17 protein-coding genes, 2 tRNA genes, 4 rRNA genes and 1 riboswitch are annotated in these 26,087 nt (G+C 41.2%); of the genes, 7 read left to right on the plus strand and 16 right to left on the minus strand.

Going from position 1 to position 26,087, the window contains the following annotated elements:
• Positions 1–17: 17 nt before the first annotated feature.
• Positions 18–1,451 (plus strand): exodeoxyribonuclease I, encoded by a 1,434-nt coding sequence (gene sbcB / locus J9318_RS09190; RefSeq protein ID WP_210559643.1) that lies wholly within the window; start codon positions 18–20, stop codon positions 1,449–1,451.
• 117 nt (positions 1,452–1,568) lie between these two features.
• Here sbcB and rrf (J9318_RS09195) read toward each other — a convergent pair.
• The 11 genes from rrf (J9318_RS09195) to J9318_RS09245 form a co-directional block, all read right to left on the minus strand.
• Positions 1,569–1,683 (minus strand): 5S ribosomal RNA (gene rrf / locus J9318_RS09195).
• 82 nt (positions 1,684–1,765) lie between these two features.
• A 5S ribosomal RNA gene (gene rrf / locus J9318_RS09200) occupies positions 1,766–1,880 on the minus strand.
• A gap of 162 nt (positions 1,881–2,042) precedes the next feature.
• Positions 2,043–4,923, minus strand: a 23S ribosomal RNA gene (locus J9318_RS09205).
• Positions 4,924–5,224: 301 nt separating this feature from the next.
• Positions 5,225–5,300, minus strand: a tRNA-Ala gene (locus J9318_RS09210).
• 44 nt (positions 5,301–5,344) lie between these two features.
• Positions 5,345–5,421: transfer RNA gene (locus tag J9318_RS09215), tRNA-Ile, on the minus strand.
• Between the two features lie 108 nt (positions 5,422–5,529).
• Positions 5,530–7,063 (minus strand): 16S ribosomal RNA (locus J9318_RS09220).
• The 16S, 23S and 5S rRNA genes sit together here with 2 tRNA genes alongside, the layout of an rRNA operon.
• 682 nt (positions 7,064–7,745) lie before the next feature.
• Complete coding sequence (mmsB, locus tag J9318_RS09225) at positions 7,746–8,645, minus strand: 3-hydroxyisobutyrate dehydrogenase (RefSeq protein ID WP_210559644.1); 900 nt, start codon at positions 8,643–8,645, stop codon at positions 7,746–7,748.
• A 16-nt stretch (positions 8,646–8,661) separates the two neighbouring features.
• Complete coding sequence (locus J9318_RS09230) at positions 8,662–9,783, minus strand: enoyl-CoA hydratase/isomerase family protein (RefSeq protein ID WP_210559645.1); 1,122 nt, start codon at positions 9,781–9,783, stop codon at positions 8,662–8,664.
• A gap of 10 nt (positions 9,784–9,793) precedes the next feature.
• On the minus strand, positions 9,794–10,570 hold the full coding sequence (locus tag J9318_RS09235) for an enoyl-CoA hydratase (RefSeq protein ID WP_210559646.1): 777 nt from the start codon (positions 10,568–10,570) through the stop codon (positions 9,794–9,796).
• 11 nt (positions 10,571–10,581) lie between these two features.
• Positions 10,582–11,739 (minus strand): acyl-CoA dehydrogenase family protein, encoded by a 1,158-nt coding sequence (locus J9318_RS09240; protein WP_210559647.1) that lies wholly within the window; start codon positions 11,737–11,739, stop codon positions 10,582–10,584.
• 120 nt (positions 11,740–11,859) lie between these two features.
• Positions 11,860–13,356, minus strand: a complete 1,497-nt coding sequence (locus tag J9318_RS09245) for a CoA-acylating methylmalonate-semialdehyde dehydrogenase (protein WP_210559648.1) — start codon at positions 13,354–13,356, stop codon at positions 11,860–11,862.
• Between the two features lie 224 nt (positions 13,357–13,580).
• Between J9318_RS09245 and J9318_RS09250 the strand changes: the two genes are divergently transcribed.
• The 6 genes from J9318_RS09250 to J9318_RS09275 all read left to right on the plus strand — a co-directional run bounded on the left by J9318_RS09250 (position 13,581) and on the right by J9318_RS09275 (position 20,191).
• A complete protein-coding gene (locus J9318_RS09250) occupies positions 13,581–14,402 on the plus strand; it encodes an AraC family transcriptional regulator (protein WP_210559649.1) in 822 nt (273 codons plus the stop codon).
• A gap of 99 nt (positions 14,403–14,501) precedes the next feature.
• Entirely contained in the window at positions 14,502–15,188 is a 687-nt protein-coding gene (phoB, locus tag J9318_RS09255) for a phosphate regulon transcriptional regulator PhoB (RefSeq protein WP_210559650.1), read from the plus strand.
• Positions 15,189–15,197: 9 nt separating this feature from the next.
• Positions 15,198–16,499 (plus strand): phosphate regulon sensor histidine kinase PhoR, encoded by a 1,302-nt coding sequence (gene phoR, locus J9318_RS09260; RefSeq protein WP_210559651.1) that lies wholly within the window; start codon positions 15,198–15,200, stop codon positions 16,497–16,499.
• A gap of 76 nt (positions 16,500–16,575) precedes the next feature.
• Complete coding sequence (locus tag J9318_RS09265; RefSeq protein WP_210559652.1) at positions 16,576–17,424, plus strand: tryptophan 2,3-dioxygenase; 849 nt, start codon at positions 16,576–16,578, stop codon at positions 17,422–17,424.
• Positions 17,425–17,491: 67 nt separating this feature from the next.
• Complete coding sequence (locus tag J9318_RS09270; protein WP_210559653.1) at positions 17,492–18,238, plus strand: TrmH family RNA methyltransferase; 747 nt, start codon at positions 17,492–17,494, stop codon at positions 18,236–18,238.
• 72 nt (positions 18,239–18,310) lie between these two features.
• Complete coding sequence (locus J9318_RS09275) at positions 18,311–20,191, plus strand: methyl-accepting chemotaxis protein (protein WP_210559654.1); 1,881 nt, start codon at positions 18,311–18,313, stop codon at positions 20,189–20,191.
• A 17-nt stretch (positions 20,192–20,208) separates the two neighbouring features.
• Here the strand turns inward: J9318_RS09275 and J9318_RS09280 are convergent, their stop codons facing one another.
• The 5 genes from J9318_RS09280 to kdsA all read right to left on the minus strand — a co-directional run bounded on the left by J9318_RS09280 (position 20,209) and on the right by kdsA (position 26,084).
• Complete coding sequence (locus J9318_RS09280; protein WP_210559655.1) at positions 20,209–21,078, minus strand: NAD(P)-dependent oxidoreductase; 870 nt, start codon at positions 21,076–21,078, stop codon at positions 20,209–20,211.
• Positions 21,079–21,090: 12 nt separating this feature from the next.
• Complete coding sequence (locus J9318_RS09285; protein ID WP_210559656.1) at positions 21,091–22,212, minus strand: succinylglutamate desuccinylase/aspartoacylase domain-containing protein; 1,122 nt, start codon at positions 22,210–22,212, stop codon at positions 21,091–21,093.
• A 12-nt stretch (positions 22,213–22,224) separates the two neighbouring features.
• Positions 22,225–23,607: a lysine-sensitive aspartokinase 3 gene (gene lysC / locus J9318_RS09290; protein WP_210559657.1), complete on the minus strand. Its 1,383-nt coding sequence runs from the start codon at positions 23,605–23,607 to the stop codon at positions 22,225–22,227.
• Between the two features lie 77 nt (positions 23,608–23,684).
• Positions 23,685–23,855: riboswitch (Lysine riboswitch) on the minus strand.
• Positions 23,856–23,996: 141 nt separating this feature from the next.
• Positions 23,997–25,115, minus strand: a complete 1,119-nt coding sequence (locus tag J9318_RS09295) for a beta-ketoacyl-ACP synthase III (protein ID WP_210559658.1) — start codon at positions 25,113–25,115, stop codon at positions 23,997–23,999.
• A 111-nt stretch (positions 25,116–25,226) separates the two neighbouring features.
• The gene (kdsA, locus tag J9318_RS09300; RefSeq protein WP_210562422.1) at positions 25,227–26,084 is read right to left on the minus strand and encodes a 3-deoxy-8-phosphooctulonate synthase; all 858 of its coding nucleotides are present in this window, start codon (positions 26,082–26,084) and stop codon (positions 25,227–25,229) included.
• Positions 26,085–26,087 lie beyond the last annotated feature (3 nt).

Consider the following 26,087-nt stretch of genomic DNA (forward strand, 5'->3'; position numbering starts at 1 on the left):
GTATTCAACAGGTGATTATGTCTCATTCTCAACCCTCTATATATTGGTATGACTTTGAATCATGGGGAACTAGTCCTAAAAAAGATAAACCAAGCCAATTTGCTGGTGTCCGCACAGATTTAGACCTTAATATAATTGGTGAACCATTAGTAGAGTATTGTCAGATTCCAAATGACTATTTACCTCATCCAGAGGCTGCTTTAATTACAGGTATAACGCCACAAAAAACGTTACAAAAAGGTTTAATTGAGCCCGAATTTTTTAAACTTATTCATACTGAAATAGCTAAACCTAATACAACTTGTATTGGATATAACAATGTCCGCTTTGACGATGAAATGATCAGGTACGGCTTATATCGAAACTTTTATGATCCCTATGCCTACAGTTGGCAAAATAATAACTCGCGCTGGGATATTCTTGATATGGTTCGGGCATGTTATGCGTTAAGGCCAGATGGTATTAATTGGCCTGTAGACGCTGAAGGTAAACCAAGCTTTCGCCTAGAACTTTTGACAAAGGCAAATAACATTGAGCACGGTGCTGCGCATGATGCCCTTTCAGATGTTATTGCTACTATTGAACTTGCTAAGCTGATAAAGAATAAGCAACCTAAACTATACAACTTTCTATTTGAACACAGAGATAAAAATAAACTCAGTGAGCTTATAGATATTTATAGTTTAACTCCGCTTGTTCATACATCAGGCATGTTTTCGGCTTGGCAAGGTTGCACAACTTGGATAGCACCTATTGGTTTTCATCCTAAAAATAAAAATTCAATTATCGTTTATGACCTAACTAAAGATCCTACTCCATTAATAGGATTAGGCCCTGAAGCTCTCGCAACAAAGATGTATACCAAAACGGTCGATCTGAATGGTGAGGAGCGGATCGGACTAAAAACAGTTCAATTAAATAAATGTCCTGTTTTAGCCCCGGCAAAAACACTTCTTCCCGAAAATGCTGAAAGACTTGGCATAGACAGGGAAGCCTGTTTAAAAAATCTTGCTACATTAAAAGCCAACCCTGAGCTTTTAATCGCCCTTAATGATGTATTTACGTTCGAAAAAGAATACGAGGTCGAGAGTAACCCCGAATATCGTTTATATGAAGGTTTTACGTCTACAGCGGACCAACACCAGAAAAAAACAATTCATCAACACGCAATTGAAGATCAATGGAAGCTTGATGTGAGTTTTGAAGACCCAAAATTGAATCAGCTATGGCGCTTATATAAAGCTCGATACTTTACTTCTATGCTATCTCAAACAGAAGCAAATTGGTGGCAACAATATCGAACAGATAAACTTATGCATGGCGTTGATAAGCCTAATCTAACAATGGATGAATTCCAGATGGCTCTTGAATCTTGTGCAGTGAAACAAGATGGAAATGAAAAGAATATGGCAATTTTGAAAGAGTTGTACTTGTACGTCCAGTCTATATAGTTACCTTGGAAGGTTTTAGGGCGCTATAATGATTGAAGCGTATTCATGAGAAAAAGTATTACCAATAACGTCCCTTAAAAGCAAAAAGCCCGCACAAGTGCGGGCTTTTTTATGGGGACTTGACAGTGAGCTACTCTCGCATAGCAAATGCTACACTACCATCGCCGCAGTTGCGTTTCACTTCTGAGTTCGAAATGGAGTCAGGTGGTACCACAACGCTATTGCCATCAAGTATAAATTGTTTTGCTCGGGCTAAGGCTTAAATAAGAGCAAAATAAAACCCCTCGCACATGGTGCAAGGGGTTAGTATGGGAGCCTGGCGGTGAGCTACTCTCGCATAGCAAATGCTACACTACCATCGCCGCAGCTGCGTTTCACTTCTGAGTTCGAAATGGAGTCAGGTGGTTCCACAGCGCTATTGCCACCAGGCAAAGCTGTTACATACAGGGATGTATTTATGTCGCGTAGCCATGGATGGCTTGGAGCGACTAGTTAATACACCAATGTACTAAAATTTGTCTTAACAATCAGAAAGCTGGATATTCAACCAAAATAATTTTGAGTCTCTGTAGGAGAACACTTAAGCGTTGTATGGTTAAGCCTCACGGGCAATTAGTATAAGTTAGCTTAATGCCTCACAGCACTTCCACACCTTACCTATCAACGTTGTAGTCTTCAACGACCCTTTAGGACAGTTAAACTGTCAGGGATGACTCATCTCGAGGCTCGCTTCCCGCTTAGATGCTTTCAGCGGTTATCGATTCCGAACGTAGCTACCGGGCAATGCCATTGGCATGACAACCCGAACACCAGCGGTTCGTCCACTCCGGTCCTCTCGTACTAGGAGCAGCCCCTCTCAATCATCCAACGCCCACGGCAGATAGGGACCGAACTGTCTCACGACGTTCTAAACCCAGCTCGCGTACCACTTTAAATGGCGAACAGCCATACCCTTGGGACCGACTTCAGCCCCAGGATGTGATGAGCCGACATCGAGGTGCCAAACACCGCCGTCGATATGAACTCTTGGGCGGTATCAGCCTGTTATCCCCGGAGTACCTTTTATCCGTTGAGCGATGGCCCTTCCATACAGAGCCACCGGATCACTATGACCTACTTTCGTACCTGCTCGACGTGTCTGTCTCGCAGTTAAGCTTGCTTCTACCATTACACTAACCGTACGATGTCCGACCGTACTTAGCAAACCTTCGTGCTCCTCCGTTACTCTTTGGGAGGAGACCGCCCCAGTCAAACTACCCACCAGACACTGTCCACAACCCCGATAAGGGGCCAATGTTAGAACATCAAACATACAAGGGTGGTATTTCAAGGATGGCTCCACCTGAACTGGCGTCCAAGTTTCATAGCCTCCCACCTATCCTACACATGTAGGCTCAATGTTCAGTGTCAAGCTGTAGTAAAGGTTCACGGGGTCTTTCCGTCTAGCCGCGGGTACACAGCATCTTCACTGCGATTTCAATTTCACTGAGTCTCGGGTGGAGACAGCGTGGCCATCATTACACCATTCGTGCAGGTCGGAACTTACCCGACAAGGAATTTCGCTACCTTAGGACCGTTATAGTTACGGCCGCCGTTTACCGGGGCTTCGATCATGAGCTTCTCCGAGGATAACCCAATCAATTAACCTTCCGGCACCGGGCAGGTGTCACACCCTATACGTCATCTTTCGATTTAGCAGAGTGCTGTGTTTTTAATAAACAGTTGCAGCCACCAGGTCACTGCGACCCACTTCAGCTCCGATAGCAAGTATCTTCACCTAATGTGGGCGTACCTTCTCCCGAAGTTACGGTACCATTTTGCCTAGTTCCTTCACCCGAGTTCTCTCAAGCGCCTTAGTATTCTCTACCTGACCACCTGTGTCGGTTTGGGGTACGGTTCTTAATCATCTGAAGCTTAGAGGCTTTTCCTGGAAGTATGGCATCAATGACTTCATCACCTTAGTGACTCGTCTCGTATCTCAGTATTAGCCGCCCGGATTTACCTAAGCAGCCTACCTACATACTTTCACACGGACAACCATCGCCGTGCTCACCTAGCCTTCTCCGTCCCCCCATCGCAATGATTAAAAGTACAGAAATATTAATCTGTTTCCCATCGACTACGCATTTCTGCCTCGCCTTAGGGGCCGACTTACCCTACCCTGATTAGCATGGGATAGGAACCCTTGGTCTTTCGGCGTGGGGGTTTTTCACCCCCATTATCGTTACTCATGTCAACATTCGCACTTCTGATATGTCCAGCACACTTCTCAATGCACCTTCAGCCACTTACAGAACGCTCCCCTACCTAGCGTAATAAATTACGCTACCGCAGCTTCGGTGTTATGCTTAGCCCCGTTACATCTTCCGCGCAGGCCGACTCGACTAGTGAGCTATTACGCTTTCTTTAAAGGGTGGCTGCTTCTAAGCCAACCTCCTAGCTGTCTAAGCCTTCCCACATCGTTTCCCACTTAGCATAAACTTTGGGACCTTAGCTGGCGGTCTGGGTTGTTTCCCTCTCCACGACGAACGTTAGCACCCGCCGTGTGTCTCCCGGATATTACTTTACGGTATTCGGAGTTTGCATGGGGTTGGTAAGCCGGGATGGCCCCCTAGCCCAAACAGTGCTCTACCCCCGTAAGTATTCGTCCGAGGCTCTACCTAAATAGATTTCGGGGAGAACCAGCTATCTCCCGGTTTGATTAGCCTTTCACTCCTAGCCACAGGTCATCCCCTAACTTTTCAACGTTAGTGGGTTCGGTCCTCCAGTTGATGTTACTCAACCTTCAACCTGCCCATGGCTAGATCACCGGGTTTCGGGTCTATACCTTGCAACTTATTCGCCCAGTTAAGACTCGGTTTCCCTACGGCTCCCCTATTCGGTTAACCTTGCTACAAAATATAAGTCGTTGACCCATTATACAAAAGGTACGCAGTCACAGAACAAGTCTGCTCCTACTGCTTGTACGTATACGGTTTCAGGTTCTATTTCACTCCCCTCACAGGGGTTCTTTTCGCCTTTCCCTCACGGTACTGGTTCACTATCGGTCAATTGGGAGTATTTAGCCTTAGAGGATGGTCCCCCTATCTTCAGTCAAGGTTTCTCGTGCCCCGACCTACTTAATATGTCCAACATGGCTTGTCGTGTACGGGACTATCACCCACTATCGTTGCACTTTCCAGAGCATTCCACTAAACCATGCTGATTCGGCTGTTTCCCGTTCGCTCGCCGCTACTTAGGAAATCTCGGTTGATTTCTTTTCCTCCGGGTACTTAGATGTTTCAGTTCTCCGGGTTCGCTTCGCATAGCTATGTATTCACTATACGATACCCTAAAAAGGGTGGGTTTCCCCATTCGGAAATTCTGGTTTATAACGGTTTTTATCACCTTAACCAGACTTATCGCAGATTAACACGTCCTTCATCGCCTCCAATTGCCAAGGCATCCACCGTATACGCTTATTCACTTAACCATACAACCTTAAATGCTCTCGCAAATTCAGTCGCAGTTTATGTGTCATATTTATTGGTTACTTGGTTTGTATAAGACCAAGAACCTGACATAAATAACGCTTGAGTTTTCTCTTACAGTGATAATCAAAATTATTTTTTTAGTTGTTGAATAACAAATAAATAAACAATAATGTTTACCTTATTTTTTTATCAGCTTTCCAAATTGTTAAAGAGCATGAGTTTATAAAAAACTCTAAACGATGCACACTCACTACAATGTGTATGGTTTAGGGTTTTGAATCGAGAAACTGAGTGTCAGTATGGTGGAGCTACGCGGGATCGAACCGCGGACCTCTTGAATGCAAATCAAGCGCTCTCCCAGCTGAGCTATAGCCCCATACTGAAGTCACGTCATTAAAACGTTGGTCCAAATCGAAGATTTGGTAGGCCTGGGCAGACTTGAACTGCCGACCTCACCCTTATCAGGGGTGCGCTCTAACCAGCTGAGCTACAGGCCTATCGTTTATGCTACAAACTCTCGAATGCAGCTAACAGCTTGCAGCTTTCTCGCTCATTATTCGTAATTAATTATTTGTGTGAACACTCTGAAGGTGTAACTTCGTTTATAAGGAGGTGATCCAGCCGCAGGTTCCCCTACGGCTACCTTGTTACGACTTCACCCCAGTCATGAACCACAAAGTGGTAAGCGCCCTCCCGAAGGTTAAGCTACCTACTTCTTTTGCAGCCCACTCCCATGGTGTGACGGGCGGTGTGTACAAGGCCCGGGAACGTATTCACCGTGGCATTCTGATCCACGATTACTAGCGATTCCGACTTCATGGAGTCGAGTTGCAGACTCCAATCCGGACTACGACAAGCTTTATGGGATCCGCTTACTCTCGCGAGTTCGCAACCCTTTGTACTTGCCATTGTAGCACGTGTGTAGCCCATCTCGTAAGGGCCATGATGACTTGACGTCGTCCCCACCTTCCTCCGGTTTGTCACCGGCAGTCTCCTTAGAGTTCCCACCATTACGTGCTGGCAACTAAGGATAAGGGTTGCGCTCGTTGCGGGACTTAACCCAACATTTCACAACACGAGCTGACGACAGCCATGCAGCACCTGTCTCATAGTTCCCGAAGGCACTAAAGCGTCTCTGCTAAATTCTATGGATGTCAAGAGATGGTAAGGTTCTTCGCGTTGCATCGAATTAAACCACATGCTCCACCGCTTGTGCGGGCCCCCGTCAATTCATTTGAGTTTTAACCTTGCGGCCGTACTCCCCAGGCGGTCTACTTAATGCGTTAGCTGCGCAAGACAACTCTTAAGAGTCAAACTGCTAGTAGACATCGTTTACGGCGTGGACTACCAGGGTATCTAATCCTGTTTGCTACCCACGCTTTCGTACATGAGCGTCAGTGTCGACCCAGGTGGCTGCCTTCGCCATTGGTATTCCTTCAGATCTCTACGCATTTCACCGCTACACCTGAAATTCTACCACCCTCTGTCGCACTCTAGCCATCCAGTTTCAAATGCAGTTCCCAGGTTGAGCCCGGGGCTTTCACATCTGACTTAAATGGCCGCCTGCGTACGCTTTACGCCCAGTAATTCCGATTAACGCTCGCACCCTCCGTATTACCGCGGCTGCTGGCACGGAGTTAGCCGGTGCTTCTTCTGCGAGTAACGTCACACCTAGCCGGTATTAACGACTAAGCTTTCCTCCTCGCTGAAAGTGCTTTACAACCCGAAGGCCTTCTTCACACACGCGGCATGGCTGCATCAGGCTTTCGCCCATTGTGCAATATTCCCCACTGCTGCCTCCCGTAGGAGTCTGGACCGTGTCTCAGTTCCAGTGTGGCTGATCATCCTCTCAGACCAGCTAGGGATCGTCGGCTTGGTGAGCCTTTACCTCACCAACTACCTAATCCCACTTGGGCTTCTCTAAAGGCGGGAGCCGAAGCCCCCTTTGAGCCGTAGCTATCATGCGGTATTAGCAGTCGTTTCCAACTGTTGTCCCCCACCTAAAGGCAAATTCCCAAGCATTACTCACCCGTCCGCCACTCGTCATCTTCTAGCAAGCTAGAAATGTTACCGTTCGACTTGCATGTGTTAGGCCTGCCGCCAGCGTTCAATCTGAGCCATGATCAAACTCTTCACTTAAAAGTTTAATCGCTACCCATTGAATTCTGTTCAAATAAATTTCGTTCAGACACTCAATTGATAGTTACAAGTACTAAGCTGCCTTCCGAAGAAGAACCTTAGTGTGTTTTGTTACTACTCATCGGAGTGCCCACACAAATAATTAATTACAAATTGTTAAAGAACGTTCAGAGCCTTTCTGCTCTTGGTCGAGACCTTGTCTCAACCGGGATGCGCATTCTACACTTCCCTAATTTGTTGTCAACGTTTTTATCAAATCTTTTTCGTTTTTTTGAAGAAGTTTTCTAAACCGTTTTGAGTCAAATCAAACCACCTTTACTTAACGTTTCAAGCCGTTTGATGTCTCCCTGACAACGAGGACGCATTTTAGGGAGTTTTAGAAATAGCGCAAGCACTAATTGCAAATATTTCGCTAAAAAGCGCTCGAATGATTAAGTATTGTACAAAACGTTTATTAAGCAAACCATTTTTACTTTTTTTTCGCTACAAACCATTTAACGTAGGCTAGTAAAGGCAACTAGGTTAGTTATACAGCTAACTAAATACCAAGCTAATTGCCATTTATCTTAATAGCGGAGTCTTTAGAAACGAAAAACAACACCTAATAAGGATATCCCCTACTGAACACCATCCAATTGCTTACAAATTAGCTATTCAAACTTACTGTATAGCGGTTAAAAGGCTACTTTTGACTAAACTGCTTAAAAATACTAGAAAAGTCTAATTCACCGTTACCCGATTTTTGATGTAAAGCGTATAAATTTCTTGTTAACGCTCCCATTGGTGTCGACGAGCCAGAAGCGATGGCAGTATCCATAGCTAAACCTAAGTCTTTAAGCATTAGGTTAGTCATAAAGCCAGGCTTGTAATCATTACTTGATGGAACTGACTCTGAAACTCCAGGGCACGGGTTGTAAACGTCCAAGGTCCAGTTACTTCCTGAGCTGTTTGACATGATTTCGGATAACTTACTTGGATCTAGTCCATTATCTATACCAAGCTGTAAAGCCTCTGAAGTGCCAACCATTAAAATGCTCAATAGCATGTTATTACAAACTTTCGCTATTTGACCTGCACCAACTTCACCAGCATGGAAAATATTTTTACCCATTACTTCTAATATAGGTTTAGCTGCGCTGAACTGCTCTAATTGGCCACCAACCATAAAGCTAAGGGTGCCATTCGTTGCGCCAGCAACTCCTCCAGAAACAGGTGCGTCAATACAACCTACATCAATATTATTTAATTCAATATAAAGTGCTTTAATAGTTGCAGCATCAATTGTTGAGCAGTCGATTACTAGCGCACCTTTCTTTAAATATCTATTCGGCTGGTCTGCTGGGCCAATTAAACTCTTATAAAGACTTGCTACATGCTTTCCTGCTGGCAACATTGAAATAATAATATCTGCATCCGCCACTACAGCTTCAGGCGTGTCAGCTGCCTTCGCCCCTAAGCCCACTAGTTCGTGAACAGCTGAAGGAACTAGGTCGTAAACACAAACTTCGTATCCTGCTTTGACTAGATTGGCCGCCATAGGGCCACCCATATTACCTAGTCCAAAAAAACTAATCTTTTTCATTAGGTCTTCCTTTACATTATAAAGAATTAAGTGGATGCGACTTTGCATCCCAGATTGATACAAAAAATGAATCTACAACGTCATCAGGAACATCATGAATAGTGGCATACTTCCAAGAGGGTGAATTATCTTTATCTATCAATAGAGCTCTTACGCCTTCTGGGAAATCTCCGTCCGATGCGCACTTAACGGATAAACCTAGCTCCATTCTAAAAGCGGATGCTAGTGTTAGACTTTGCCCTTCCTTTATTTGTTTAAATATTAACTTTGCACTCAATGGACTGCCGTGCGCAAGAGACGCCTGTGCCTTATTAAACCATTTATCGTCTGTCTTAAAGTCTAATATGTCTACTATGGCTGAATTTGCTGAATCGCAGTTATTCAAGGCAGTCATGAAGTCCACAAACTTAGCGATATTACCTACTGGTTTTTGTGATTTACTGTTGTCTTCAAAGGTTTTCAATAAATCGGTAAGTTTTTGACGATTTAAAGCAACCGTATTACCCCAGTTTATAAGTAGTAACTCTTCTACTAGCGTTTGTTTTTGATCAGCGGAAACAAAGTGATCGGCTAGTTGAACATATTTAGCATCCGCTGCGTTTATAGATGCACCTGTAAGTCCAAGAAACAAACCACAGCCATCAGGCATCTTGTTTAAAAAATGACTACCACCGACATCTGGATATAAGCCAATTGTTATCTCCGGCATTGCAATTCTGGACTTTTCTGTGACAACACGATGACTAGCGCCAGCTAGCAGACCTAAACCACCTCCCATCACTATGCCATGTCCCCACAATAAAATAGGCTTTTTATAAACGTGAATCAGATGGTCTAACTTGTATTCTTTTGCAAAAAACGTTTCTACGTCTTGAGCTACGTTACCTGAACCCGCTTCTTTTGCAGCATTATATAGCTGTACTACATCACCACCGGCGCAAAAGGCTTTTTCACCCGCTCCTTCCAGCATGACGATGGCAATAGAGTCATCGTCTTGCCAAGATACTAGTTGTGAATATAGCAACTCAACCATTTCTAAGCTTAATGCATTTAGTGACTTTTCAGAGTTAAGTGTCGCCACCGCAATTTTTTTATCGTTTACAGATTCTAATGTCTTAAATAATACAGGGTTTGTCATTGCGATTCCTTTATTCATTTAACCAAACAGGAGCACGTTTTTCTAAAAACGCATTTACACCTTCTTTTTGATCTTTAGTATCAAAGAGCGCGACAAATAGCTCACGTTCTAGTGGTAATGCACTATTAATAGAACCATTACGACCAGCCTGAATTAATGATTTACACGCTGTAATAGAACTCGGACTTTGCGCAGCAGTTTGTTTCGCAAGTTCCATGGCAGCCTCTAAGGACTTGCCCGTTGGTACTACTTCTTCAACTAAACCTATTTTTTCAGCTTTATCTGCATTAATTCGCTCACCACACAGTATCATGCGTTTTGCCCAGCCCTCACCAACTAACCAAGCTAAATTTTGAGTTCCACCTGCACATGGCAACAAGCCAACCTTAGCTTCTGGTAAAGCTAACTGTGCTTGTTCTTCACAAATACGAATATCACATGCAAGAGCGACTTCAAGGCCGCCCCCCATTGCATAACCGTTAATCGCTGCAATTGACACACCATTAAAATCCCGCAAAGATTCAAAAGCAGCACCAAATACTCTTGCCATATCCGACGCAACACCTTTATCGCCATCGGCGAACACATTTAAATCAGCGCCAGCTGAAAAAAACTTATCGCCCTGACCTGTTAATACCAAAGCATATACAGACTTGTTGTTATTTAACTCCTCAACCATCAGCTTTAGCTCAGATAAGCTTTCAAAAGTCCAAGTATTAGCAGGAGGATTATTAAATGTGATTAATGCTATATGCTCAGAAATAGTCAATTTTAGTAATGAAGACATTTCACTCTCCGTTATAAGATATCTGCAGCGGCTTCATCGAGTAAACGACGAGCAATGATTAAACGCATGATTTCGTTAGTTCCTTCGAGGATTTGATGCACTCTAACGTCTCTAAAATGACGTTCTAACGGATACTCCTTGATGTAACCATAACCACCATGAATTTGTAGTGCCTCATTACACACCTGAAAGCCGATATCGGTTGCAAAGCGCTTCGCCATTGCACAATATGCGGTAGCTTCTGGATCGCCGTTATCAAGTTTAAATGCGGCTAACCTTACCATTTGCCTTGCGGCTACAAGCTCAGTTGCCATATCCGCTAGTTTAAATTGTAAAGCTTGAAACGCCGCCAGAGGTTTACCAAATTGAACTCGTTCTTGCATATAATCTTTTGCGGTTTCTAATGCTTGCTGTGCTGTACCAACAGAACACGTCGCTATATTAATTCGACCACCGTCCAACCCTTTCATTGCTAAAGAAAATCCTTCACCTTCACTTGCCAGTAGGTTTTCTACTGGAACACGAACGTTATCAAAGGTAATTAATTTGGTAGGCTGAGCATTCCAGCCTAGCTTTTCTTCCGCTTTTCCATAAATCACCCCTTCAGCATCTGCTGGAACTACTACTGCAGAGATGCCTTTTGGCCCTTCACCGCCAGTGCGAACCATTACGACTAAAACATCTGTTTCGCCTGCACCTGAAATAAACATTTTAGAGCCATTAATTACATACTCGTCGCCGTCTATTTTTGCAGATGTGCGTAACGAGGCAGCATCCGATCCGGATCCAGGTTCAGTTAAACAATAAGAGGCTAACTGCTCACCCATAACAAGACCTGGACACCACGCATCTTTAATCTTTTCAGTTCCCCAGGTTGCTATCATCCAGGTCGCCATATTATGAATTGTTAACATAGCCGTCGTTGCTGTGCAGCCTTTGGACAATTCTTCAAATATTAACGAAGAGTCTAGACGAGACAAGCCCATACCACCGGCTTCTTCTGGTGAATACAACCCACAAAAACCTAACTCACCCGCTTTTTGCATAACATCTTTAGGGAAAATATGTTCTGCATCCCACTTTGCTGCGTGTGGCGCGAGCTCTGCATCTGAAAACTGTTTAGCTAAATCGATAAATGCACGTTGATCATCATTTAATTCAAAATTCATGTTTGACCCTTGTATTTGATATTTGACATTTAAGCCGAGTGACACATTTATACGTCTTATCGTTAATAAGCGTTTTATTTTTATGTTTGTGTCACTCTAGGTAATTTTATTGGTTCACGATTACTTCAGCGTGATAGACATATTTGGTCCGGCAGCAGCCGCAACATCGTCTTCAAACCAACGTGCTGTAATTGTCTTTGTTTCAGTATAAAACTTAACCGCTTGTTTACCGTATGCATGCTGATCACCAGCAAATGAACCCTTCCAACCTGTAAACGAGAAAAATGGCAGTGGCACTGGAATTGGAATATTGATACCGACTTGACCGACTTCAATATTGTGTTGATATTTGCGAGCGGCACCACCTGAGGAAGTAAAGATAGACGTACCATTACCATACGGATTGTTATTTATAAGCTCAATGGCATCATCAAGCGTATCTACATTCATTGTTAAAAATACTGGGCCAAATATTTCTTGTTTATAAATTTCCATATCTGCACTAACGTCAGTAAACATAGTTGGGCCAACCCAGTTTCCGTTAGGGTAACCTTCAACCTTGCAATTAGAACCATCTAAAACACAGTTGGCACCTTCTTTTTTACCTTGTTCAATCAGGCCTTCGATGCGCTGTTTTGCTTGAGGCGTAATTTGTGGGCCGTAAGCGGCTTCTGGATCTGAATAATGTCCTGGTCGAACCGAAGCAAGTTTTTCACGAATTTCAGGAATCCACTCTTTCGCCTCTCCAACAAATACAGCAACAGAAATGGCCATACAACGTTGACCTGCAGCACCAACAGACGCACCTACAATATTATTTATCACTGCATTTTTGTTAGCGTCTGGCATAACAACCATATGGTTTTTCGCACCTAAGAAGGCTTGAACACGCTTCATGTTGTCAGTACCTGTTTTGTATATGTACTGGCCTACGCCTACAGAACCAACAAACGAAATTGCTTTTACTTCAGGCTCGTGCAGAAGACGATCCACTTGCTCTTTATCACCATGCACGACCTGTAAAACGCCTTTTGGAGCGCCAGCTTCTTCAAATAACTCAACTAAACGTGTTGGACATAGAGGGTCTTGCTCTGATGGTTTAAGTATAAATGTGTTACCGCAAGCTACCGCCAATGGAAACATCCATAATGGAATCATTGCAGGGAAATTAAATGGCGTAATACCGACACACACACCCAACGGCTGGGTATAACTATATGTATCTATGTTACGGGCTACGTTTTCTACTGTTTCGCCCATCATCATAGATGGAATATTAGCCGCATGTTCTACTACTTCTATTCCTCGCCATACATCACCCATAGCATCTTCATGTGTTTTGCCTAATTCCTCACAAATAATGCCTGCTAATTCTTCTTGGTGTTCTTTTAATAAATGGGCATAACGCATCATGACTCGCGCTCGCTCTGAAATAGCCACTTCTTTCCAAGTCTTAAATGTCTCTTTGGCACTTGCAATTGCCGCATCCATTTCTGATGGCGTTGCAGCAGGCACTTGGGCAATAACTTCTTGTGTCGCTGGATTTGTAACATCAATTAAACGAGTAGACTTTGACTCAACCCACTCACCGTTTATGTATAAAGGAACCTGTTTCATGACATTGCCTCTTAAAATAATTATGTGACCATTTTATAAATTTTATTGTGGTCGCTTTTGAGATTACAGCCATTAAAGCAAACAAAATCATTGAAAGAAATTGATTAAATTGCTTTTTTGATGGACTATCTTGGTACAAATAAGCGATTAAAATATTGTATATGAGCGTAACTTCTAATTGGCCCTTACCTAAATCGAGTGTAAGGTTTCTAGTGCCAAAGCCAATGATTAAACAACTACAGCTTAGCTCGTTATCTCGAGGCCTTTTACCACTTGCCTTTGGCTATTATGAAAAAGCAATTGGTCATGAAATTACGAGATCAGATCATGATGATAATTTAATTCTTTGCTGTGTAAATGGCAGTGGCAGTGTCACGGTAGGTAAGAAAACCTATCAGATGAATAGTAATGATGTGATTTTTCTACCAAAGGGTTATTCACATCGTTATAAAGCAAGTGTAAAAGATCCTTGGTCAATCTATTGGGCACATGTTGACGGTCATATGTTTGATGAGTTCATGGATATTATTGGCATAGACGGCAACAATCTACACATGACTTTAACGGAGCCACAAATCGTTATTAATGAATTTAAGCAACTCATGGAATCGAGGCATTTGGGTTACCAACTCAATCGATTTTTTGTGGCGTCAAATATGTTAAAGAAAATTTTCAGTTTAATGACATTACAAAGACCAATAGTTTCGTTATCAACAAATAGAAATTTGTCTGCGCATTCAATTCATGTTTACTTTGATAACAATATTGATCGCCTATTAAATTTGAATGACATGGCCAAGTACTTTGGCTTGTCGAAGTTTTACTTTGCGAAAAAGTTTCAACATATGATGGGCAATAGCCCTATAAAGTACTTTCTGGAGCTAAAGATACAACGAGCTTGCAAACTTCTAGACTCAACTGATATTCCAATTAATAGTGTTGCAAAAACACTCGGGTTTGAAGATCCTTATTATTTTTCGCGACTGTTTAAAAGCATTATGGGTATTTCACCATCGATTTATCGACAATCGCGACATGGTCACTAAAATGTTAAAACTAAATTTATTTTGTAATAATTCCGTCACATTTAGCGTTAATAATAAAAGTCGAACTATAGACAAGAACCCAAATTGGTAGATACCTTTATGTCGAGTAAAATATTAATCATTGAAGATGAGTTCGCAATTAGAGAAATGCTAACCTTTGTTCTAGAACAAAATGGCTATTCTGTTATCGCAAAAGAAAGCTACACCGATGCCCAACAGGCACTGTTACATGAGTCTCCGGCGCTAATCCTACTGGACTGGATGTTACCAAATATGAGTGGGATCCAAGTCGCGAAAAAACTTAAACAGTCTGACTCTCACAAATCGATACCTATTATTATGCTCACCGCCCGAAGTGAAGAGGATGATAAAATCCAAGGTTTAGAAGTTGGTGCCGATGACTATATTACTAAACCATTTTCGCCAAAAGAACTTATTGCGCGAATTAAAGCCGTATTAAGAAGAACGCAACCTACCGCTACCGATGACCCAATCGAGATAGTAGGATTGAGACTTGACCCAATTAGCCACCGAGTAACTGTAGATGGTAAAGAGCTCCACTTAGGCCCGATGGAATTTAAACTTTTGCACTTTTTCATGACTCACCAAGAGCGTGTATACAGTCGCGACCAATTGTTAGATAATGTCTGGGGGACAAACACTTACGTTGAAGATCGAACCGTAGATGTGCATATCAGACGCCTTCGTAAAGCGTTAGAAACACATGACAAGTTGATACAAACCGTACGTGGTTCAGGATATCGATTTTCAACTCGCACGGACTAATTTAACTGTATGTATAAAAAGCCTTCCATTTGGCAAATCATTATTCGTCTACTTTGGATGTATGCGCCTTTCGCTATTATAGGTCAGGCGTTAGGCTACTACTTTAGTGCGACTATATTATTTTGTGTCATCATGCTGTTTACACATTACTACCAATTGTTAAAGCTGAGTAAATGGCTTTGGGAACAACGTGGTATATATCCACCTAAAGCACTCGGTATTTGGTCAAATGTATTTGAAGGAATCTACACACAACAACGTAGAAACGTAAAAAAGCGAAACGAATTAACGACGTTAGTCCGTCGCTTTCGTTTAGGAGCGGAAGCGTTACCAGATGGTGTTGTAATTTACGACAAAGAACGACGAATTTTTTGGTGTAATAAAATTGCCCAAAAAATGTTGAACCTAAAATGGCCCGCTGACAAAGGCATACGTATTGATAACTTAATTCGCATGCCTGAATTTATTGATTACTTAGACGACCAAGCATACCAAGAACCTCTAGAAATTCCTTCTCCTACAAACGATACTGATGTTTATGAAATTAGAGTTGTGCCCTTTGAGTCTGACAAGTGGACACTTATTGTACGAGACATTACAGAATTACATCAGCTAGAACAGATGCGAAAAGACTTTATCGCAAACGTTTCACATGAATTAAAAACGCCGTTAACCGTGATGCGCGGATACCTTGAAATGACCGAGGAGTTAGACGATATTGACTCAGCGATGTGGAATAAAGCGCATACTATGATGGTTGAACAAACCACACGAATGGATGAGCTTGTTTCACAATTGTTATCGTTGTCTAAAATGGAACGCCAAACGCCTCTTGATGAAGTTAGCATTATAAACATTCCAAAAATACTTGAATTATTAGTAGAGGAAGCCATTAGCTTATCGGCTAATCAGCATAAGATTACTGCCGACATAACCCCTTCTTTAATGATGAAAGGCAACGAGTCAGAATTACGGAGCGCTTTTTCTAATTTAGTTTTTAATGCTATTAGGTATACACCTGTTAACGGTAATATTCATATTTGCTGGGAGATGACTCAGTCTGGAAAAGCTAAATTTTCTGTCACTGACGATGGTGTTGGTATTGAAACGAATCATATTCCTCGGTTAACTGAACGCTTTTATCGAGTGGATGAAGCCAGAACAAGAAAAACCGGTGGCGCTGGTTTAGGCTTATCAATTGTAAAACATGCACTAGCCAACCATAACTCTAAACTTGAAATCACGAGCAAGCTAAATCAAGGCAGTTGTTTTTCGTTTAGGATCCCGAAATCTTTGGTTAGCAAACAATAAACACTCGCTCAGACTACAGCTTTTAACCTCCTTTGTGGTAACCTTTTGGCAATGACATTGATTAGAGATAAATATAATGAGTTGCCCTCATCAGAATAACTTTCGCCCGTTAGAAGAGTCAATCCATACCGACTTCAAAGACAGCATGTCTTATGGCGACTATCTAAACTTAAATCAAATACTAACTGCACAACATCCTATTAGTAGCGAGCATGATGAAATGCTCTTTATTGTAATTCATCAAGCAAGTGAATTATGGTTGAAACTAGCTGGACATGAATTATCCGCGGCAATAACTTTTATCGAAAGTGAACAATTTGGCCCAGCATTTAAAGTTATATCTAGAGTAAAACAGATTTTCCTTCAACTTACCCAGTCATGGAATATACTTTCTACACTCACCCCCGTTGACTATTTAAAATTTCGAGATGATTTAGGCCAGTCTTCGGGATTTCAGTCTTACGGATACCGTAAAATTGAGTTTATGCTCGGAAATAAAAATAAAGATTTGATAAAGGTACATGCTGCAAATGAGGTAGTTCACAAAGAACTTACTCAACTATCGAACTCTCCAAGCCTTTATGATGTGGTCATAAAAATAATGGCTAAACGAGGCTTTACGTTAGATGCGCACGTTCTAAATCGCGACTATAACAACCCTTATCAAGAAAACGAATCCGTCTTAAACGCTTGGGTCAATGTTTATCAAAATGCCGAACAACATTTTGAGCTTTATGAGTTAGCCGAAAAGCTCATGGACATAGAGGACTCATTCCAAAACTGGCGTTTTAAACACATGTATACTGTGCAACGTATTATAGGTAATAAGCAAGGTACGGGCGGTTCGTCAGGTGTGGCGTTCTTAAAAAAAGCGCTAGAGATTAGCTTCTTTCCAGAGTTGCTTACACTTCGTACTAAATTGTAAACAAGAGCAATGAAACGGGTGGGAATTGGTGTTAAAATCTACTCTTTCTTATGCTGACTAGATTACCATGATTTCAAAAAAACAAGTAAAGCGCATCAAAGCATTATCTACTAAAAAACAACGTCGCCTAAGTCAGGAGTTTTTAGTCCAAGGCGAAAAAAATGTCGTAGAATTATTGAATTCAGAACTCAATATTGTAGACCTTTTTGCTACTGACACATTTAGTACAAAACATAGTCATTTACTAACCGGTGTTAATGTAACTAACATTGATGCTGAACAATTAAGCCAGGTTAGTACGATTACTACTAACCAGGATGCGCTTGCCATTGTGGAGCAACCACGTTTTTCAATGCCTTGCCAATTAAATGGCTTAGTATTGGCACTAGATGATGTTAATGATCCAGGTAATTTAGGCACTATTATCCGTCTTGCTGATTGGTACGGTGTGTCAGATATATTACTAAGTGAACGCACCGCCGATGTATACAACCCCAAAACAATAAGTGCAACAATGGGCGCTTTTACTCGAGTTAAAACTCATAGAGTTGACTTGGTTCATTTCCTATCGAAAGTAACCCAACCTATCTTTGGTGCTTTTTTAAATGGCGAAAGCGTTCATTCATGCAAATTTAACACAAACGCTATTATTGTAATGGGCAATGAGTCCCATGGTATTAGTAATGAAATAGAAGCTTTAATTAGCCAAAAAGTAACTATTCCATCTTTTGGTGCGTCTGAATCACTCAATGTTGCAATGGCAACCGGTATTATTTTAGATAATGCCCGGAGAACACTATCATTTAACCATTAATTTTTGCCAAATACTGATATTCGTCTAACTTTATCTAGAGAGCAGTTCATTTTGTTTATTTAGGATTTTAATATGAAAATTAGTATGGGCACGAGTATTAAGCAGAAACTCCTCATCAATGCTGTTTTGGTCGCGTCCGGGATGGTTCTGTTACTTATTCTTTTACTATTCTCTAACTACAAAAACGAACAGTTTGCCTCCGCAGTTCAGTATATAGATAACATTAATCGACATATCATGCAGTCAGATATTGAGGAGAAAGTGTTTCTTCAGTCAAAAGACCTAGCACACCTGGATAATTTTGAGGCTCTGCAAGTTAAAATTGCACAGAATAAAGTTCAATTTATCAGTCTGTTACAAAACGAGTCATTTAGCACAGTAGAAATAAACCGCTTTACCCTTGCCCTCGAAGAATACAAAAAACAATTCGAAACACTCGTTGCCTTGCAACAAGTTATTGGATTAAACCCAAAGGACGGCCTTTATGGTGAACTACGTGCGTCGGTTCACAATATTGAGACGATTCTAAAAGCCCAGGATAATAATGTGCTTTTAGTGGATATGCTTCAATTACGCCGTGCTGAAAAAGACTTTATGCTTCGCAACGATATAAAGTATTTAGACAAGTTTAACGACGGAATAGCTAAACTGAGTAAAAATTTAAAGAATGAAAACCTCGACGATTCATTAAAAAGCAAAATATCGACATTACTAAGCGACTACCAAGTTAAGTTTAATAACCTAGTAGACGCTCAAACAAAGATTGGTTTAAATCAAGATGGTGGGGTCAGAAAACAACTTCTTGATGCGAAACAAAAGCTTAAAGTCACTCAGAATGCAATGGAAAGTACAATTACGAAGAATATTGCTGATGCTCAGTTACAAACTCAATTGTTTGGTTTTATTCTATTCATTATCCTTATAGTAGTAATTATGTCATCCACATTTGTGACGAGCAGAAAGGTACTTAACCCTATTAATCAAATATCTACTACCATTGATAATGTTAGGCAGAACAATGACTTGACTGGAGACTCTAACTTTGACGGTAATGACGAGGTTTCTGAAATGGGTCGCCAGTTCAATTCTTTAATTTTAGACTTTAGAGAATTAATTTTACGGGTCAACAGGGCCGTAAAAACGTTAGATAGTGCAACCACATCCCTTGTCTCTAATTCGAATGACAATCAAAATTCTTTAGATATTCAATTAAGAGAAACAGAGTCGGTCGCCGCTGCGGTGACGGAAATGGGAGCAACAATTAAAGAAATCGTCACGAACACCGAGGATGCAGCTCGAAAAGCATTAAGCAGTAACGAAAATGCCGAACAAGGTTCACAACAAGTAAACATGACGATTGAGAGCATCAACTTTTTATCCGATAAGCTAGACACCGCAGTGAATGATGTAAATGCGTTAGCCGAAGAAAGTAAAAACGTAGGTTCTGTGCTTGATGTTATTAGAGGTATCGCTGAGCAAACTAACTTACTTGCGTTAAATGCTGCTATTGAAGCCGCTCGAGCTGGCGAACATGGTCGTGGTTTTGCCGTGGTAGCGGACGAAGTAAGAACGTTAGCAATGCGTACTCAAGACTCAACAAAAGAAATCGAAACGATAGTTACGTCATTGCAAAATAGAATTAACGATATTGTTAGTGTTATAGATCAATGTCAAGAGCAAGGTTCAACATCAACATTACGGGCGTCTGAAGCCGGTGAAAAATTAATTTCAATCACGGAAGATGTAAAATCTATTATGGATATGAATACTCAAATTGCCACCGCAATCGAGCAGCAAAGTAAGGTAGCCGAAGAGGTAAATCAAAACGTAGTGGCGATTCGTGATGTTGCCGATAACTCGTTTCAACGCGCTAAGGAAAATGCGGCAAGTAGTGAAGATATTTCAAAGCAGGCTATTATCTTGCATTCATTTATTGATAAATACAAAGTTTAGCCTGCTGTTTTAATTGCTTATCTAAACGCTTCTAGTCTTGCCAATAGGCTAGAAGTATCCCATCGTTGTCCGCCAAGCGCTTGCACTTCAGAATAGAACTGATCAACTAGCGCTGTGAGCGGTAATTGTGAGCCATTGCGTCTAGCTTCATCAAGAGCAATGCCTAAATCTTTCCTCATCCAGTCCACAGCAAAACCAAAGTCATACTCACCTTTCCACATAGTTTCATGACGATTATCCATTTGCCAGCTCCCAGCAGCTCCTTTTGATATTGCTTCGACAACATCAACCCCATTTAAACCTGCTGAGCGAGCAAAGTGTAAACCTTCCGCAATGCCTTGCACCACACCTGCAATGCAAATTTGGTTAACCATTTTTGTTAATTGTCCAGCGCCTGATTCACCCATCAATTTGGTAAATTTTGCAAAGCTTTTTATAACTGGCTCTACTTTTGTAAAGCTCTCTGAATTACCTCCAGCCATAACCGTTAGCTGGCCATTTTCTGCCCCCGCTTGACCGCCTGAAACCGGCGCATCTATAAATGACAAACCCTTTGCCAAACAAACAGAAGACAATTCTCTTGCGATATCAGCGGAAGTTGTTGTGTGATCGACAATAACACAACCTGGTTTTGTGCCAGCTAAAACTCCCTCTTCGCCAGACATGACCTCCTTGAGATCGGCATCGTTGCCAACACAAATAAACACAATACTCGAATCTTGTACTGCTAGTTTGGGCGTTGACTTATATTCGCCTTTAAACTTTTCGGCCCATGCCTCAGCTTTTGATTCAGTGCGGTTATAAACAGTTACATCATGTCCTGCTTTTACTAAATGCCCTGCCATTGGAAAGCCCATTACACCCAAGCCTATAAAACTAACCTTCATAAAGTTAACCTTCTAATTTTCGTCAACCGCAATTTTGTAAAGTTGTGTCCCAACTTGGACTGCGGCTGATGGATAATGAAGTATGACAATACCGGAGCTTGGCGCAGTTATATTAACTAAGCCTAAGTCACTATCAAACTCCAAAGAATTTAATACTCGAGCGATCGTCTGCCCTTGCAAAACACGGTCACCCGCTTTAGCTAAATACTCTACCATGCCTGCATGTTTTGAAAATAGCGTTTTGTAATTTGTTAATGGCGTAACCGTTATTGCTTTTTTGACAATGCCTGGCCCACCGGCAACCAACTGTTGTGATCTCATATAATTAACAATACCAGCCATATCATCAAAAGCTTGCGTTAAACAGATATTCTCTTGAGAGCCAAGCTCAACTGTGAACGCCTTTACTCTATAGTTAAACTCGATTCCATATTCTTTCAACGTATTGCCTAAGTCTATCCAAGGCGTAAAACTGGCCTCATCCAATGCACCTGCGAAACTAGGTGGAATAGAAATAATATTTTCGATATTAAAATGTAACGCATCATCAATTAAAAAGTCTGGACTATATATATGTCTGGTTGATGATGGCCCTGTATGGAGGTCGATAACATAGTCGGCATTGGCGGCCAATAACTGTAGCTTATAATTAAGGTATTGAGCCGTATTTACTCCCCACTCACTATTAATCGAATGTACAATTGATTCTTTTAAGTATTGTCTAAATTTACTTCGCAGGTCTAGCGACGAATACTCGCCAGCCACTAATTCTTTAATTTTAAGTGACGAAATAAACTGTTTCGCTATATTTTTATGATAATAATAAAAACGGTTCCAATTGTTCCCCGTTGTTGCATCAAAACGCCCTTGTAGATACTCTCCTGCTCTTTGCGTGCGTCCAAAAGGATTGCAGTTTGGCACTAAAATAAAATTGGCTTGCAATTTCAATTTAGGTAGCATCTTTATTAGTTGGTAGATAACAGCGCTACCCTGCATTTCGGCGGCGTGAACAGCACTCTGAATATAAACCGTCGGGTTTTCATTACTGCCACTGTCTATATGGTATACAGGAATACCAATCTCTTGACCGGCTATATCCTGATTTAGTGTAAGCAGCTCTTTAGTCATCTTCATTTTAAACAACCTTCATCCAAATATCTGATCATGAATACTTGCTACAATCTCTTTGGCATCACTTTGCTTAACCAAAAAACAAATATTATGCTTACTCGCACCATGGCAGATCATTCTTATTTTGTGTTTACTCAAAGAGCTAAATAAATGGCCGGTGGTGGATTGACTATCATGTTGCGCAGTATGATTTCCAATAACAGCGATCAGCGATAGTTGTTTTTCGATAGCTACACCACAAAAATCCTCTAATTCAATAATGCAGGCGTGAGGTAGAATATTTTCGTTTTCGTCACTACCGTTTACGTTATCTAATGTCAAAGCAACGGAAATTTCTGACGTTGTTATTAAATCTACAGACAATTCATACTTTGCCAAAATTGCAAAAACACGTGCTAAAAAACCACTCGCCAATAACATATTAGGGCTTGTTAAGGTTACCAATGTTTGGTTTTCACGTAATGCAATTGCCCGTATACCCGAGGTCGATATTTGATTTGTTAATTTAGTTCCTCCGGCTTCTGGAGATTGACTCGAACCAACAAAGACATCGATTTGGGCACGTATAGCAGGGAGTAATGTTGCCGGGTGTAATACTTTTGCTCCAAATGTCGCAAGTTCGGCGGCCTCATTAAAGCTAATAGTTTTGATTGGTTTTGCATTAGTCACAATTCTCGGGTCTGACGAGTATATTCCCGCGACATCTGTCCATATTTGCAATGTATCTGCACTTACCGCTTCGGCCAATAGTGCCGCCGAAAAGTCGGAACCGCCGCGGCCGAGTGTGGTTGTATTACCAAATTGATCTTGGCCTACAAAGCCCTGTGTAACATACAGATTGTCAGCCAAATGCGGCGACAATTTCACGTCTGTATTTGCCTTTATGGCTTGTAAGTCTGGTCTAGCGTGACTGAAACGACTATCTGTCGCAATAATTTCTCGAGCATCAATACACGATATTTTTACACTAGTTGACTTTGTATTTGCTTGCTCAATCAGTATTTTAGTGAATATATAACTTGAAAGTCTTTCTCCAAAGGCAAGAATTTCATCTGCTAGCTTTAGGCTATATTGCACTTGGATTTCTTTTGCTAAGTCTTTAAGTAAGTCCAATTGGTTATCGATATACAATCTGCTTTCGAGCTTATCCGATAACGGTTCAATTATTGAATATTGAACCTGTCTAATATCAGCAATTAACTGATTTGATTGACTTACGCTTGTTTCACGTGATGCGAGCTCTACGAGCATATTAGTTACACCTGCTGACGCAGAAACAACAACCACTCTGATAGACGGATTATAAAGCACAATATCTGCGCAGCGTAACATTGCTGCATGATCTTTAAGGCTAGTTCCGCCAAACTTGGCAACAGTTAAAGGTAGGTTTAATGACATACAATTCCCAAATCTAAAAATAAGTTTTGGGGAGGGATCAGGCACAATAAGAGGATAAGTGAAACACTAGTGACTTACTGGCCAGAAGCGCTCCACCATTTCGGTGACAACCGCTAGAAATCAATCTAAACGGCCGAACAACCCTCTTCTCAATAAGTGTTGTCCTCGGCGATATTTCCCTCATAAGTATTCATTAAGGTTGAGACCTCTCCTACTTATTACCTAAACACCGCACCTCTTCTGACGTTGCTTTATGCAACATATCGAACTTTGTCGACGGCGCCACTTTAATAAACTTTAGAGTAAAAAGTCAAATTAAATTAGGTAGATATTTTTCTGCCTTTTGGCACCCGTTCAACAGAATTTTATTTATACAGTTTTAGTCTATTTTAAACGCACTCTAAGCTAATACAGCCAACTGAATAACCAGCACCAAAGCTACACAAAATGCCTTTATCACCAGTAACAAAATCATCTTTATATTTGTGTAATGCCACTATCGAACCTGCTGATGCCGTGTTTGCATATTCATCTAAAACTAATGGTGCGTCTAAAAACTCAGGCTCTCTGCCAAGTAATTTTTTAGCGGCAAACAGATTCATGTTGATGTTTGCTTGATGTAACCACATGCGTTTAACATCGCTTACTTGCCAGTTATTTTTATCTAAATGACTAGATATTGTTGAAGTTACAATAGGTAGTAACTCCTTAAAGACTTTTCGCCCTTCTTGATAAAAATAAGCGTTATCTTCTGGTAATTCATCATAACAATGATCAACATAACTATGGTTACATCGAATATTATTTGAGAATTGTGTAATTTGATCGGTTGATACAATACGAAACTGCTGGGCAGATGTTGCAGTTTCTTGCTTTTCTAGAATAACGGCTGTAGCAACATCACCAAAAATAAAATGACTATCGCGGTTTGTATAATCGAGTTGCGGGGTAGTAAACTCTGGATTAACGACCAATACACATTTTGCGGTCCCCGCCAACAGGGCATTATAGGCATTTATAATGGCAAAGGTTGCCGTTGAACAAGCAACATTCATATCAAAAGCGAAACCTGACGCCCCTAGTATTTGTTGTACTTCAACCGATAAGGCAGGATAGGCACGTTGCATACTAGAGGAACCAAGGATAACTAAGTCAATGTCAGCTGCATTTTTATTGGCATTGGTTAACGCTTGTTTGGCAGCCTCTACTGCCATTAAAACCATCTCTGGTGGCTCGTCTGGCAAGTTTTTCTGCATTTTTGGATGCAAGACACTTAGGTCAGTAATACCTTCTTTAACCATCGCATAACGCGACTTGATGCCAGATGCCTTTTCAATAAATTCTACACTCGAACGCTTTTTTTCTTCAACCGTTCCAGCTTCGATAGCCAATTTATTTTCTTCATTAAATTGGTCAGCATATTGATTTAAAACATCCACCAACTCTTGGTTTGATATCTTATGAGGAGGGGTAAATAAACCAGTACCCGAAATAACGATAGATGACATAGTGAGACTTTCCATTTAAGAAATCATAATGTCGTTATTATCTAAGTCTAGTAGCAATAAGGCAAATTTAATTGAAAGAGCCTACGTTAGGCTCTTTACCAGCATCAACAATTAAAGATCGTTTGCAGATGTGTCTAACGGAGGAAAAGATTTAATTAAGTCGTCAACTTGCTTCATTTGAGTCAAAAAACCCTCCAGTTTAGCTAGCGGTAATGCACATGGTCCATCGCAAAGCGCTTCATTTGGATTAGGATGCGCTTCAATAAATAACCCAGCCAGTCCCAATGCCATTCCGCTTCTCGCTAATTCCGCAGCCTGTGCTCTACGTCCGTCAGCTGAGTCAGTTCTACCTCCTGGTCTTTGTAAGGCGTGAGTCGCGTCAAACATAACTGGAGCCATTCGTTTCATGTCGTCCATACCCAACATATCAACAACTAGATTGTTATATCCAAATTGACTGCCACGCTCACAAAGAATAATTTTGTCATTACCTGACTCATGAAACTTTTTAATTATATGCTTCATTTCATGTGGTGCTAAAAATTGTGGCTTTTTAACATTTATAATGGCGTTGCTTTTACCCATCGCGACAACAAGGTCAGTTTGACGTGCAAGAAACGCTGGTAGCTGAATAATATCGACAACCTCGGCAACCGGTTTAGCTTGATGCGGTTCATGGACGTCAGTAATGATAGGAAGGTCAAATTGCGTCTTAATTTCTTCAAAAATTTTAAGCCCTTCTTCTAAGCCAGGCCCTCTATACGAGTTAACCGACGAACGATTGGCTTTATCAAAGCTTGCTTTAAAAACATAAGGAATACCAAGTTTGGTTGTAACATCTTTATAAGTCTCTGCAATCTTTAACGCTAGATCTCTAGACTCTAATACATTCATGCCTCCAAATAATACAAACGGCTTATCGTTCGCTAGTTCTATACTTTTACCAATTTGTATTACTTGAGTATTTATTGC

The organism is Psychrosphaera aestuarii, assembly GCF_017948405.1.
Classification (GTDB): Bacteria; Pseudomonadota; Gammaproteobacteria; order Enterobacterales; family Alteromonadaceae; genus Psychrosphaera; species Psychrosphaera aestuarii.